The organism is Streptomyces sp. SPB162, from assembly GCF_029504575.1.
In the GTDB taxonomy this organism is placed as follows: domain Bacteria; phylum Actinomycetota; class Actinomycetes; order Streptomycetales; family Streptomycetaceae; genus Actinacidiphila.
Genome location: NZ_JAQFII010000001.1, coordinates 1,435,713 through 1,448,880, shown reverse-complemented (window position 1 = coordinate 1,448,880; position 13,168 = coordinate 1,435,713). Strand labels below are relative to the sequence as shown.

The following is a 13,168-nucleotide window of genomic DNA, read 5'->3' as shown; positions in this document are numbered from 1 at the left end:
CTGCTACTCCTCGGTGCTGATGAAGACGTTCTTGGTCTCGGTGAAGGCGGCGAGGGCGTCGGGGCCCAGTTCCCGGCCCAGGCCGGATTCGCCGAAGCCGCCGAACGGGGTCGCGTAGCGGACCGAGCTGTGGCTGTTGACCGACAGATTGCCCGCCGCGACCCCGCGCGACATCCGAAGGGCCCGGCCGAGGTCGCGGGTCCAGATCGAGCCGGACAGCCCGTAGCGGGTGGCGTTGGCGAGCCGCAGCGCGTCCGCCTCGTCCTCGAAGGGCAGCACGACGGCGACCGGGCCGAAGATCTCCTCGGTGGCGGCGGGGGTGGCGGCGCCGACCGGGGCCAGGACCGTGGGCGGGTACCAGAAGCCCGGCCCCTTGGGGACACTGCCGCGGGCGGCCACCGGCAGGTCGTCCGTGACGAGGGAACGGACCCGCTCGCGCTGGACCGCGGAGATCAGCGGGCCCATCTCGGTGGCGGGGTCCGCCGGGTCGCCGACGCTGACGGCCTCGACCGCCGGGACCAGCAGCTCCAGGAACCGCTCGTAGACCCCGCGCTGGACCAGGATCCGGGTGCGGGCGCAGCAGTCCTGCCCCGCGTTGTCCAGGAAGGCCATCGGGGCCGCGGCGGCGGCGCGTTCCAGGTCCGCGTCGGCGAAGACGATGTTGGGGCTCTTGCCGCCGAGTTCCAGGGTGACCCGCTTCACCTGCCGGGCGCACTGCTCCATGATCCGCTTGCCGACGGCGGTGGAGCCGGTGAAGACGATCTTCCGCACGTCCGGGTGCTCGACGAGCCGGGTCCCGGTGACCGGACCGGCGCCGGGCAGTACCTGGAAGAGCCCTTCCGGCAGGCCCGCGGACAGGGCGAGCTCGGCCAGCCGCAGTGCGGTCAGCGGGGTGGTCTCGGCCGGCTTGAGCAGGACGGCGTTGCCGGCGGCGAGCGCCGGGGCGGCGCCCCACGCGGCGATCGGCAGCGGGAAGTTCCACGGGGCGATGACGCCGACGACGCCGATCGGCTCGTGGAACGTGAGGTCGACACCACCGGCGACCGGGATCTGCCGGCCGCTGAGCCGTTCCACTCCGCCGGCGGCGTAGTCGAGCAGGTCGCGGACGTTGCCGGCCTCCCAGCGGGCGTTGCCGAGCGTGTGGCCGGCCTCGCGGACCTCCAGCGCGGCGAGTTCCTCGACGTGCGCGTCGACCTCGGCGGCGAAGCGGCGCAAGCCCCGCGCCCGGTCGGCCGGGGCCAGCGCGGCCCAGCCGAGCTGCGCCTTGGCCGCCACGGCGACGGCGGTGTCGACGCCTTCCGGGGTGGTCGCCGTGACGGTGGCGATGACCTCTTCGGTGGCGGGGTTCAGTACCTGGTGGTGCTCGGTCACGGGTTGCTTCCCTACATCCGCTCGAAGGAGCGGAACCGCTCCCAGTCCGTGACGGCGGTGTCGAACGCTTCCTGTTCGATCCGCGCCATGTTGCCGTAGTGGTCGACGACGTCCTGACCGAAGGCCTCCCGGGCGATCGGGCTGGCCGCCCACAGCCCGGCGGCCTCCCGCAGGGTGCCGGGCACCTGCTCGTAGTCGGCGGTGTAGGCGTTGCCCGTGCAGGCCTCCGGCAGCTCCAGTTGGTGCTCGATGCCGTACAGGCCCGCCGCGACCATGCCCGCCACGGCCAGGTACGGGTTGACGTCGCCGCCCGGGACGCGGTTCTCCAGGCGCAGCGAGGCGCCGTGCCCGACGACGCGCAGCGCGCAGGTGCGGTTGTCGACGCCCCAGGCGACCGCGGTGGGCGCGAAGGAGCCGGGCCGGAAGCGCTTGTAGGAGTTGATGTTGGGCGCGTACAGCAGGGCGAAGTCGCGCAGGGCGGCGAGCTGCCCGGCCAGGAAGTGCCGCATGAGCGGTGACATCCCGCCGTCCTCGCCCGCCATGACCGGGCGTCCCGCCTCGTCGCGCAGGGAGAGGTGGATGTGGCAGGAGTTGCCCTCGCGCTCATTGAACTTCGCCATGAAGGTGAGCGAGGCGCCCTCCTGGGCGGCGATCTCCTTGGCCCCGGTCTTGTAGACGGTGTGCTGGTCGCAGGTGGTGAGCGCCTCGTCGTAGCGGAAGACGATCTCGTGCTGGCCGAGGTTGCACTCGCCCTTGGCGGACTCCGGGGTCAGACCCGCCCCGGCCATCTCGTTGCGGATGCGGCGCAGCAACGGCTCGACGCGGGAGGTGGCGAGCACCGAGTAGTCGGCGTTGTACTGGTTGGCGGGGGTCAGGCCGCGGTAGCCGCCGTCCCACGCCTGCTCGTAGGTGTCGCGGAAGACCATGAACTCCAGCTCGGTGCCGGCGTGGGCGCTCCAGCCCCGGTCCGCCAGCCGTCCCAGTTGGCGGCGCAGGATCTGCCGGGGCGCGGCGACCACCGGTTCGCCGTCGTTCCAGGCCAGGTCGGCGATGAGCAGAGCGGTACCGTCCTGCCAGGGCACGTGGCGCAGGGTGCTGACGTCGGGGTGCATGGCGAAGTCGCCGTAGCCGCGTTCCCAGGAGGACATCGCGTAGCCGTCGACGGTGTTGAGGTCGACATCCACCGCGAGCAGGTAGTTGCACCCCTCGGTGCCGTGGGCCAGTACCTCGTCGAGGAAGAACGGCGCGGCGAACCGTTTGCCCTGCAGCCGGCCCTGCATGTCGGCGAAGCCGAGGATGACGGTGTGGACCTTCCCCGCCTCCACCAGGGCGCGCAGCGCGTCGACGGACAAGGGGGGTGTGCGATCTGCCACGAGGGGGTTCCTCTCGGATCGGACGGAAGCACTAAGGTATGTGTTGGAACCATTGAAGGGGAAGGGGCCCGCGCATGAGTGAGCGTCGGATCTCCGTCGATCCGCTGGCCCCGGTGCTGCGGCCGGTCCGCGGCGGCAACGGTTTCGAGGAGGCGCTCGAACAGCTGCTCCAGGTCGTCCGCCTGGGCCTGGTGCCCGACGGGGAGCGGCTGCCCGCCGAGCGCGAGCTGGCCGAGCGGCTGCGGATCAGCCGCGTCACCCTGCGCGAGGTGCTGAAGGTGCTGCACGAGCAGGGGCTGGTCGAGACCCGCCGCGGCCGGCACGGCGGCACCTTCGTCCGCGGCCGCCTGCCGTCCCACGGCGCGGGCCGGGCGGACGCGGAGGACGAGCTGCGCCGCCGCGCGGCCGGGCTGGGCGCCGGCGGCCTGGACGACGTGCTGCGCTTCCGCGAGGTCCTGGAGGTCGGGGCGGCCGGGCTGTGCGCCCGCACGGAACTGACCGGGGAGCAGGCGGACCTGCTGCGCCGCCGGCTGCGCGAGACCGGCGACGCGGCCACCGCCGACTACCGGCGCGCCGACACCCTGCTGCACCTGACCATCGCCGAGCTCTGCGGCTCCCCGTCGCTGGCCACGCAGTACGCCGCGGTGCGCGCCCAGGTCAACGAACTCCTGGACTGCATCCCCATCCTGGTGCGCAACCTCGAACACTCACAGGGCCAGCACGCGGTGCTGGTCGAGGCCATCCTCGCGGGCGAGGAGGCGGCCGCCGGGGCGGTGATGCGCGAGCACGCCGAGGGCACGGCGGCCCTGTTGCGCGGTTTCCTCGCCTGATCCGGGCGAGGCTTGCGCAGCGTCCCGGTAGTCGTAAAGGTACGCAGACAGACCTTTGGAGAAACTCGTTCAGGAGGACCGGTCCATGCCCGAGCAGCCGCTGGTCGGCGTCACGACCTACCTCGACACCGCCCGGTGGGGCGTCTGGGAGACCGACGTCGTGCTGCTGCCGGAGGTCTACCCCCGCATGGTCCGCTCCGCGGGCGGTATCGCCGTGCTGCTGCCGCCGGACGATCCGGACGTCGCGGCGACGGCGGTCGCCAGGATGGACGCCGTCATCGTGTCCGGCGGCCCCGACGTCGAACCCTCGCTCTACGGGGAGCCGCGCCATCCGCGCACCGGGCCGCGGGCCCGCGAGCGCGACCGGTGGGAACTGGCGGTGCTGCGGGCCGCGATCGACTCCGGCACCCCTGTCCTCGCCGTGTGCCGCGGAATGCAGCTGCTGAACGTGCTGTACGGCGGCACCCTCGTCCAGCACCTGCCGGACAGGGTGGGCCACGACGGCCACGCCGTCTCGCCGGGCGTCTTCGGCGACCATGTCGTGACCCCGGTGCCGGGCACCCTGCTCGCCCGGATCGCCCCCGCCCCTACCAGCGTGCCGACGTACCACCACCAGGCCGTCGGCACGCTCGGCGCCGGGCTGGCCGTGAGCGCGTACGCCGAGGACGGCACCGTGGAGGCGGTCGAGCTGCCGGGACCCGGTTTCGCGCTGGGTGTGCAGTGGCACCCCGAGATGGGATCGGACCCAAGACTGGTCCTGGCCCTGCTGGCCGCGGCAGGAGGTGCTGTCACACCCGTGCCATAGGCTCGGACGATATGGAGCCCGACCTGTTCACCGCAGCCGCAGAGGACCGCCAGGAGAGGGAGCCGGGCAACAGCCCGCTCGCCGTGCGGATGCGCCCGCGCGTCCTGGACGAGGTGGTCGGCCAGCAGCATCTGCTCAAGCAGGGCTCACCGCTGCGCCGGCTGGTCGGCGAGGGCAGCGGCGGCCCGGCGGGACCGTCCTCGGTGATCCTGTGGGGCCCACCCGGCACCGGCAAGACGACCCTCGCATACGTGGTCAGCAAGGCCACCAACAAGCGCTTCGTCGAGCTCTCGGCGATCACCGCGGGCGTCAAGGAGGTCCGCGCGGTCATCGAGAGTGCCAAGCGGCAGTCCGGCGGCTACGACCGTGAGACGGTGCTCTTCCTGGACGAGATCCACCGGTTCAGCAAGGCCCAGCAGGACTCGCTGCTGCCCGCCGTCGAGAACCGCTGGGTCACCCTGATCGCGGCCACCACCGAGAACCCGTACTTCTCGATCATCTCCCCGCTGCTGTCCCGCTCGCTGCTGCTCACCCTGGAGCCGCTCACCGACGACGACCTGCGCGGAGTGCTGCACCGGGCGCTCACCCACGAGCGCGGTCTCGGTGGGGCCGTCTCCCTCCCCGCCGACGCCGAGGCGCACCTGCTGCGCATCGCGGGCGGGGACGCGCGGCGCGCCCTGACCGCTTTGGAGGCGGGCGCCGGCTCGGCCATCGCCAAGGGCGAGGAGGAGATCAGCCTCAGCACGCTGGAGGAGTCCGTCGACCGGGCCGCGGTGAAGTACGACCGCGACGGCGACCAGCACTACGACGTGGCGAGCGCTCTGATCAAGTCCATCCGGGGCTCGGACGTGGACGCCACGCTGCACTACCTGGCGCGCATGATCGAGGCGGGGGAGGACCCCCGCTTCATCGCCCGCCGGCTGATGATCTCGGCCAGTGAGGACGTCGGCCTGGCCGACCCGGGCGCGCTGCAGACCGCGGTCGCCGCGGCGCAGGCCGTCGCGATGATCGGCTTCCCCGAGGCGCGCATCATCCTGTCGCAGGCCGCGATCGCCCTCGCTCTGGCGCCGAAGTCGAACGCGGCGTACCTGGCGATCGACGCGGCGCTCGCCGACGTGCGCAAGGGGCTGGCGGGGCCGGTGCCGCCGCATCTGCGCGACGGGCACTACAAGGGCGCGGCCAAGCTCGGCCACGCCCAGGGCTACCGGTACCCGCACGACCTGCCCGGCGCCATCGCCGCCCAGCAGTACGCCCCCGACGAGGTGCACGGCCGGCGCTACTACGAACCCACCCGCTACGGCGCGGAGGCCCGGTATGCCGATGTCCTCGACCGCGTCCGGGAGCGCCTGGCGGGGGAGTGACCCCGGCGGCTTCGCCGGACCGGGCTAGGCCGTGTCTGACACATACCGGCGTCCGCCCGGAGGGCGGGGCCCGGGGCGTCTGGTGCGTGCGATGCACCGCATCTGACGCCGCGCGCTGATCCACCAGGGATTACGGGACAGCCCTTAGCCGCGCAGATCGTCCGCCGAGGCGCGGGCCGCGTCGAAGAGGGTGTGCATCGCCCGGTGCAGCTCCTCCTGGCCGCGCACCGGCTCCGGGAAGTCGAAGCGGGCGTCGAAGGTGCCGTCGGGGTCGGTGAACCGCACCCGCAGGCCGAAACGGTCCAGCGCCACCGGCACCGCCGTCCGGGCCGCCGCGCACTCGGCGCCGTCCCGGCCGCCGTAGCCGTCGACGAGCCCACACAGCCACCCCACCTGGTCCCCGTGCGCGGTGGCCAGGTGCTGGAGCAGCTCCGTCTCGTGCGGCGCCAGCGGGTCGGCGACGGCGTCGGCGAACTCGTCGGGTTCCACCTGATCCGCGCCCCACAGGTCGTCGACCGACGCCTCGCCGACCTCCAGCCGCAGCAGCGCCGTGCCGGGCACGACCGGTTCGTCGCGCACGGGCGTCAGCCAGCCCGCGATCCAGGCGCGGCCGCGGATCCGGTGCGGCACCGAGACCGGCGCCACGTCGGTGATCTCCAACACAGCGGTCAGTTCGTCGGCGTCGGCGTGGGTCGCGGCCCGCACGGCCGGGGAGTCGGTGGGGAACAGCAGGAACACGTCGCCCTCGGGGCCGACGCTGCGCATCTCGGGCACCAGTTGACCGGGCGGTACGGTGGTCAGCCCGGGAATGACCAGTACAGCCGACGGGTTACCCTCGACTAGAGTTCGCGCGCGTTCGGCTGCCGATGGCATCCGGAGCGCATCGTCCATATCGGGGCGCGGCTGACCGTGCGCAGGCATGGGGTTCCCGGGTCGAATCATGCGATCTCCTCAGCTAAGGTAAGCCTTACCTAATTTACATGGAGGATCGTTCCACGTGAACCAGTCGCGTCCCAAGGTCAAGAAGTCGCGTGCGCTCGGCATCGCGCTGACCCCCAAGGCAGTCAAGTACTTCGAGGCCCGCCCGTACCCGCCCGGCGAGCACGGCCGCGGTCGCAAGCAGAACAGCGACTACAAGACGCGTCTGCTCGAGAAGCAGCGTCTGCGCGCCCAGTACGACATCAGCGAAACGCAGATGCGCCGTGCCTACGACCGCGCTCGGAAGGTCGACCTCAAGACAGGCGAAGCGCTGATCATCGAGCTTGAGCGCCGTCTGGACGCGCTCGTCCTGCGGGCCGGTCTGGCCCGCACCATCTACCAGTCCCGGCAGATGGTCGTGCACGGCCACATCGAGGTGAACGGCCGCAAGGTCGACAAGCCCTCCTTCCGCGTGCGCCCCGACGACGTCGTCATGGTCCGCGAGCGCAGCCGCGAGAAGACCCCGTTCCAGGTCGCCCGTGAGGGTGGCTGGGCCGGCGAGGGTGAGACGCCGAAGTACCTGCAGGTCAACCTGCAGGCCCTGGCCTTCCGCCTGGACCGCGACCCGAACCGTCGCGAGATCCCGGTGATCTGCGACGAGCAGCTCGTCGTCGAGTACTACGCCCGCTGATCCGGCGAGAGCCCACGTACCCTCAGCCCGCCGTTTCCCCGCCGCCCACGGCAGGGGAGGCGGCGGGTTCGTGCGTACGGGGGCCGGCCGGCCGCGCTCCGGTGGCCGGCCGCCCCGGCGGCTGGTCCGCCGGCAGGCCGCCCAGGGCCCGCGCCACCGCCGCGTCCAGGTCGAACCGCGCGCCCTCCGCCAGCCCGGACTCGTAGTCGGTGTCGCCCAGGGCGTCCCTCGCCCGCTGTTCGCACAGCTGGTGCGGCGCGTTGAAGAACCGCGAACCGAACAGCCGCAGCCCCACCGAGCGCCAGACGCGGCCCGCCGCCCCCTGCAGCACCGCCGCCTCGTACGGCGCGCCCTCGCCCTCGGTGATCAGCGCCAACAGTTCGATGGCGAGCACCGCGCCGACCAGGTCGTGGAAGGCGTGGTCGATGACCAGGCACTCCTCCACCAGTTCGCGCGCGGCCGCCGGGTCCCCGGCGAGCCAGGCCGCGTACCCCAGCACGTAGAGCGCGTAGGCCAGGGTCCAGCGCTCCCCGTGGTCGCGGCAGATGTCGCGGACCTCCTCGCTCAGCGCCACCGCCCGCTCCAGGTCACCGCGGAAGGCGACCGCCATCGCCAGCTCGACCTGCGCCATCAGCACGTTGCTGTTGAGCTCGCCGATCGCGCGATAGGCGTCCAGCGCCCTCCCGATCAGCTCCTCGGCCCTGACCATGTCGTCCGACAGCAGCGCGAGGCACCCCAGCCGGTGCACCGCGTACGCCGAGGCCGGCGCGTTGCCCGTCAGCGCGGCCTCGTCACGGCACTCCTGCAGCACGCCGAGCGCGCACACCGGATCGCCCTGCAGCACGGCGACGTACCCGTACACCCACATCGCCTTGGCCCGCGCCTCGGCGTGCGAGGTCTCCAGCTCCAGCGCCCTGGACAGCCACAACCGGCCCTCGGACAGCCGCCCGCAGCCCACCCAGTAGAACCACAGGGTGGCCGCGAGGTACTGGCCGACGTGCGGATCCTCGAATCCGCTGAGGCTGAACTCCAGCGCCAGCCGCAGATTGGGCAGATCCGCCTCGACCCGTGCGGCGACCTCGGCCTGCCGGGGGCTGAACCAGTCCAGCTCGCACCAGGTCGCCAGCCCCAGGTACCAGTCGCGGTGCCGGCGCTGCATGCGCGCCGTGTCGTCCAGCGCCTCCAGCCAGCCGGCGCCGTACTCGCGGACGGTCTCTAGCATCCGGTAGCCGACACCCTCCTCGTGGGCCACGACCGACTGCGCCACCAGTTGGGCGACCGTCTCCATGACGTCCTCGGCGGGCAGATCGGGGCTGGAACACACGTATTCCGCGGCCTCCAGGTCGAACTGCCCGGCGAAGACCGAGAGCCGCGCCCACAGCAGCCGCTGGGCGGGTGTGCACAGTTCGTGGCTCCAGCCGATCGCGGTCCGCAGCGTGTGGTGGCGGGTCGGCGCGCTGGGGTCGCCGCCGGTCAGCAGCCGGAAGCGGTCGTCGAGGCGCTGCAGCACCTGGTCGACCGAGAGCGCCCGCAGCCGGCCCGCCGCCAGTTCCAGCGCCAGCGGGATGCCGTCCAACCGCCGGCACAGCTCCACCACCGCGTCCCGGTCGGCCGGGGTGACCGTGAAGCCGGGCAGCACGGCGGCGGCCCGGTCGGCGAACAGCCGGACGGCGTCCCCGTCCTCGGCGGACACGGGCAGCGGCGCCAGCGGGACGGTGTGCTCACCCGTGATGCCCAGCGGCCGGCGTGCGGCGGCCAGCACCCGCAGGCCGGGCGCCCGGCGCAGCAGCTCCGCGACGAGTTCCGCGCACTCCGTCACCACATGCTCGAAGCCGTCCAGCACCAACAGCAGTTCGCGTTCGGCCAGTTCCTCGGCGAGCGCGGCCCGCGGCGGGCGTCCGGTGTGGTCCGCCAGCCGCAGCGCCTCGGCCAGGGTGTACTCCAGCAGCTCCGCGTCGTACAGGGCGGACAGCTCCACGAGCCACACCCCGTCGGGGAACCGGTTCTGCAGCTGCCGGGCCGTCCGCATGGCGAGCCGGGTCTTGCCGACACCGCCGACCCCGGTGATGGTGACCAGCCGCGCCCGCTCCAGCAGACCGCCGAGGGCCGCGAGTTCGGCGGCCCTCCCGACGAAGCTGTTCAGCTCGGCAGGGAGGTTTCCCGCTGTGTCCATGGTCTACGGAGCGTACGGGGTGGTGAGCGGAACGTACAATCACGCTCCCGCCGGGGGCCCGGGGTACTACCCTGCGACGCTGCCGCCGCGCCGGGAACGCGGTACGAACGCCGAGGCCGGGCGCGATAGGGTCGGGAGCTGATTGTCGTTGTGAAGTGGTGAGGGTGAGGGAGCGCAGAACGTGTCCGGTGGAGAGGTGGCCGGCCTGATCGTGGCCGTCTTCTGGGCGATCCTGGTGTCGTTCCTGGCGGTGGCGCTCGTCCGGCTGTCCCAGACGCTCAGGAAGACCACCGAGCTGGTCGCGAGCGTCACCGAGCAGGCGGTTCCGCTGCTGGGCGAGGCGACCTCGGCGCTCCGTTCCGCGCACACCCAGCTCGACCGCGTCGACACGATCACCGCGGACGTCGCCGAGGTGACCGCCAACGCCTCCGCGCTCTCCTCCACCGTGGCCTCCACCTTCGGCGGGCCGCTGGTGAAGGTCGCCGCCTTCGGCTACGGGGTGCGGCGCGCGGTAGGCCTGCAGGCCAAGGGTGCGGGGAAGGCGGGGAAGACCCCGACCGTCGTGGCCGGCAAGGTGCTGCCGGCCGCCCGGCGCGGCAGCCGACGCAACCGTTCGAAGGGCTGACACACCATGTTCCGCCGCCTGTTCTGGTTCTTCTCCGGCGCCGCCGCAGGCGTCTGGGCCACCACCAAGGTCAACCGCGCGGTGCGCAGGCTCTCTCCGGACAGCCTCGCCGCGACAGCGGCCGACAAGGCGCTCGAAACCGGCGCCCGCCTGCGGCTCTTCGCCCAGGACGTGCGCGCCGGGATGACCGAGCGCGAGATCGAACTCAAGGACGCGCTGGGCCTGGAGGCCGCCGAGCGCGATCTCCCCGAGCAGCGCAGGGCCGCTCTCGACGCGCCCCTGCCGCGCCCGCAGCAGTCCTACAAGCAGTCGCACAAGCAGTCGTACAACCGGAAGGACGATCACTGATGGAGTCGGCAGAAATCCGCCGCCGCTGGCTGCGCTTCTTCGAGGAGCGCGGGCACACGGTCGTGCCCTCGGCGTCCCTCATCGCCGACGACCCGACGCTGCTGCTGGTCCCGGCGGGCATGGTCCCGTTCAAGCCGTACTTCCTCGGCGAGGTCAAGCCGCCCTTCGACCGCGCCACGAGCGTGCAGAAGTGCGTGCGCACGCCCGACATCGAAGAGGTCGGCAAGACCACCCGGCACGGCACGTTCTTCCAGATGTGCGGCAACTTCTCGTTCGGCGACTACTTCAAGGAAGGCGCCATCAAGTACGCCTGGGAGCTGCTCACCGGCTCCGTGGCGGACGGCGGCTACGGCCTGGACCCCGAGAAGCTCTGGGTCACCGTGTACCTGGACGACGACGAGGCCGAGCGCATCTGGCGCGAGGTCGTGGGAGTCCCCGCCGAGCGGATCCAGCGCCTGGGCAAGGCCGACAACTACTGGTCCATGGGCGTCCCCGGACCGTGCGGACCCTGCTCCGAGATCAACTACGACCGGGGCCCCGAGTTCGGCGTCGAGGGCGGCCCGGCCGTCAACGACGAGCGCTACGTGGAGATCTGGAACCTGGTCTTCATGCAGTACGAGCGCGGCCCCGGCCAGGGCAAGGACGACTTCGAGATCCTCGGCGAGCTGCCGTCGCAGAACATCGACACCGGTCTCGGCCTCGAACGCCTCGCGATGATCCTGCAGAGCGTGCAGAACATGTACGAGACCGACACCCTGCGCGTGGTGATGGACACCGCCACCGCGCTCACCGGGGTCCGGTACGGCGCCGAGCACGGCACCGACGTCTCGCTGCGCGTCGTCGCCGACCACATGCGCACCTCCGTGATGCTCATCGGCGACGGTGTCACCCCCGGCAACGAGGGCCGCGGCTACGTGCTGCGCCGCATCATGCGCCGCGCCATCCGCAACATGCGGCTGATGGGTGCCACCGGGCCGGTCGTCGGCGAACTCGTGGACACCGTCATCAAGACGATGGGCGAGCAGTACCCGGAGCTGGTCACCGACCGCAAGCGCATCGAGACCGTGGCGCTCGCCGAGGAGGTCGCCTTCCTCAAGGCGATCAGCGGCGGCACCAACATCCTGGACTCCGCCGTCAGCGAGACCAAGGCCGCCGGCGGCACCGTCCTCTCCGGCGACAAGGCGTTCCTGCTGCACGACACGTGGGGCTTCCCGATCGACCTCACCCTCGAAATGGCCTCCGAACAGGGCCTTTCGGTGGACGAGGAAGGCTTCCGCCGCCTCATGAAGGAGCAGCGGGACCGCGCCAAGGCCGACGCCCGGGGCAAGAAGCAGGGCCACGCCGACCTCTCCGCCTACCGCGAGGTCGCCGACCGCTCCGGCACCACCGAGTTCACCGGTTACAGCAACAACCAGAACGAGGCCACCGTCGTCGGGCTGCTCGTCGACGGCGTCCCGTCGCCGGCCGCCCACGAGGGCGACGAGGTCGAGATCGTCCTGGACCGCACCCCGTTCTACGCCGAGGGCGGCGGCCAGCTCGCCGACACCGGCCGGATCAGGATCGACACCGGCGCCGTCATCGAGATCCGCGACGTGCAGCAGCCGGTGGCCGGCGTCAGCGTGCACAAGGGTGTCGTGCAGGTCGGCGAGGTCACCCTCGGCGCCGGCGCGCTCGCCCAGATCGACCTGGTGCGCCGCCGGGCCATCGCCCGCGCCCACAGCGCGACGCACCTGACGCACCAGGCGCTGCGCGACGCGCTCGGCCCCACCGCCGCACAGGCCGGTTCCGAGAACTCCCCGGGCCGCTTCCGCTTCGACTTCGGCTCGCCCGCCGCCGTTCCCGGCACGGTGCTCACCGACGTCGAACAGAAGATCAACGAGGTGCTCGGCCGGGAACTCGACGTGACCGCCGAGGTCATGAGCATGGAAGAGGCCAAGAAGCAGGGCGCCATCGCCGAGTTCGGCGAGAAGTACGGCGACCGGGTCCGCGTGGTCACCATCGGCGACTTCTCCAAGGAGCTGTGCGGCGGCACGCACGTCGGCAACACCGCCCAGCTCGGGCTGGTCAAGCTGCTCGGCGAGTCGTCCATCGGCTCCGGGGTCCGCCGCGTCGAGGCGCTGGTCGGGGTGGACGCGTACAAGTTCCTGGCCCGCGAGCACACGGTCGTCGCCCAGCTCACCGAGTTGGTGAAGGGCCGTCCCGAAGAGCTGCCCGACAAGATCTCCGGCATGCTCGCCAAGCTCAAGGACGCGGAGAAGGAGATCGAGCGCTTCCGCGCCGACAAGGTCCTGCAGGCCGCCGCGGGCCTGGCCCAGGGCGCCCAGGACATCAAGGGCGTGGCCCTGGTCACCGGCACCGTGCCGGAGGGCACCGGCGCCGACGACCTGCGCAAGCTCGTCCTGGACGTGCGCCAGCGCGTCGGTACCGCCGGCCGGGCCGCCGTCGTCGCGCTGTTCACCGTGGCCAACGGCCGCCCGCTCACCGTCATCGCCACCAACGAGGCCGCCCGCGAGCGCGGCGTCCGGGCCGGCGAACTGGTCAAGGCCGCGGCCAAGACCCTCGGTGGCGGCGGCGGTGGCAAGGACGACGTCGCCCAGGGCGGCGGCCAGAATCCGGCCGCCGTGGACGAGGCCGTCGCCGCGGTCCAGCGCCTGGTCGAAGAGAAGGTCTGAC

11 protein-coding genes are annotated in these 13,168 nt (G+C 72.2%); 7 read left to right on the top strand and 4 right to left on the bottom strand.

Annotation, left to right across the window (positions count from 1 at the left end; translation table 11 throughout):
- Window positions 1–3: 3 nt before the first annotated feature.
- Together M2266_RS06690 and M2266_RS06685 are read right to left on the bottom strand one after the other, a co-directional pair.
- Entirely contained in the window at window positions 4–1,371 is a 1,368-nt protein-coding gene (locus M2266_RS06690; protein ID WP_277437315.1) for an aldehyde dehydrogenase family protein, read from the bottom strand.
- Window positions 1,372–1,382: 11 nt separating this feature from the next.
- Window positions 1,383–2,744 (bottom strand): glutamine synthetase family protein, encoded by a 1,362-nt coding sequence (locus M2266_RS06685; RefSeq protein ID WP_277437314.1) that lies wholly within the window; start codon window positions 2,742–2,744, stop codon window positions 1,383–1,385.
- A gap of 74 nt (window positions 2,745–2,818) precedes the next feature.
- Between M2266_RS06685 and M2266_RS06680 the strand changes: the two genes are divergently transcribed.
- The 3 genes from M2266_RS06680 (at window position 2,819) to M2266_RS06670 (ending at window position 5,740) form a co-directional block, all read left to right on the top strand.
- Window positions 2,819–3,574, top strand: coding sequence for an FCD domain-containing protein (locus M2266_RS06680; protein ID WP_277437313.1), 756 nt, complete (start codon window positions 2,819–2,821; stop codon window positions 3,572–3,574).
- Between the two features lie 85 nt (window positions 3,575–3,659).
- Window positions 3,660–4,379 (top strand): gamma-glutamyl-gamma-aminobutyrate hydrolase family protein, encoded by a 720-nt coding sequence (locus M2266_RS06675; protein WP_277437312.1) that lies wholly within the window; start codon window positions 3,660–3,662, stop codon window positions 4,377–4,379.
- An 11-nt stretch (window positions 4,380–4,390) separates the two neighbouring features.
- Entirely contained in the window at window positions 4,391–5,740 is a 1,350-nt protein-coding gene (locus M2266_RS06670; protein WP_277437311.1) for a replication-associated recombination protein A, read from the top strand.
- A gap of 144 nt (window positions 5,741–5,884) precedes the next feature.
- Here M2266_RS06670 and M2266_RS06665 read toward each other — a convergent pair whose 3' ends face one another.
- A complete protein-coding gene (locus M2266_RS06665) occupies window positions 5,885–6,613 on the bottom strand; it encodes a DUF2470 domain-containing protein (protein ID WP_277437310.1) in 729 nt (242 codons plus the stop codon).
- 124 nt (window positions 6,614–6,737) lie between these two features.
- On the opposite strand from M2266_RS06665, the gene rpsD reads away from it, so the two are divergent.
- A complete protein-coding gene (rpsD, locus tag M2266_RS06660) occupies window positions 6,738–7,349 on the top strand; it encodes a 30S ribosomal protein S4 (protein WP_138352618.1) in 612 nt (203 codons plus the stop codon).
- A 22-nt stretch (window positions 7,350–7,371) separates the two neighbouring features.
- Here rpsD and M2266_RS06655 read toward each other — a convergent pair whose 3' ends face one another.
- The gene (locus M2266_RS06655; RefSeq protein ID WP_277437309.1) at window positions 7,372–9,522 is read right to left on the bottom strand and encodes a tetratricopeptide repeat protein; all 2,151 of its coding nucleotides are present in this window, start codon (window positions 9,520–9,522) and stop codon (window positions 7,372–7,374) included.
- 181 nt (window positions 9,523–9,703) lie between these two features.
- Here M2266_RS06655 and M2266_RS06650 point away from each other — a divergent pair, with 181 nt between their 5' ends.
- From M2266_RS06650 to alaS, 3 genes are read left to right on the top strand one after another with little or no spacing between them, the layout of a single operon-like run.
- Window positions 9,704–10,147: a DUF948 domain-containing protein gene (locus M2266_RS06650; RefSeq protein ID WP_277437308.1), complete on the top strand. Its 444-nt coding sequence runs from the start codon at window positions 9,704–9,706 to the stop codon at window positions 10,145–10,147.
- 6 nt (window positions 10,148–10,153) lie between these two features.
- Window positions 10,154–10,495, top strand: coding sequence for a DUF6167 family protein (locus tag M2266_RS06645; protein WP_277437307.1), 342 nt, complete (start codon window positions 10,154–10,156; stop codon window positions 10,493–10,495).
- Window positions 10,495–13,167 (top strand): alanine--tRNA ligase, encoded by a 2,673-nt coding sequence (gene alaS, locus M2266_RS06640; RefSeq protein WP_277437306.1) that lies wholly within the window; start codon window positions 10,495–10,497, stop codon window positions 13,165–13,167. The genes M2266_RS06645 and alaS overlap by 1 nt, the downstream gene beginning before the upstream one ends.
- Window position 13,168: the final 1 nt, after the last annotated feature.

Coding starts and splice junctions, on each gene's coding strand:
- M2266_RS06675 (WP_277437312.1), top strand. CDS start 3,660: ATGCCCGAGCAGCCGCTGGTCGGCGTCACGACCTACCTCGACACCGCC.
- M2266_RS06645 (WP_277437307.1), top strand. CDS start 10,154: ATGTTCCGCCGCCTGTTCTGGTTCTTCTCCGGCGCCGCCGCAGGCGTC.
- alaS (WP_277437306.1), top strand. CDS start 10,495: ATGGAGTCGGCAGAAATCCGCCGCCGCTGGCTGCGCTTCTTCGAGGAG.
- M2266_RS06655 (WP_277437309.1), bottom strand. CDS start 9,522: ATGGACACAGCGGGAAACCTCCCTGCCGAGCTGAACAGCTTCGTCGGG.
- M2266_RS06670 (WP_277437311.1), top strand. CDS start 4,391: ATGGAGCCCGACCTGTTCACCGCAGCCGCAGAGGACCGCCAGGAGAGG.
- M2266_RS06665 (WP_277437310.1), bottom strand. CDS start 6,613: ATGCCATCGGCAGCCGAACGCGCGCGAACTCTAGTCGAGGGTAACCCG.
- M2266_RS06680 (WP_277437313.1), top strand. CDS start 2,819: ATGAGTGAGCGTCGGATCTCCGTCGATCCGCTGGCCCCGGTGCTGCGG.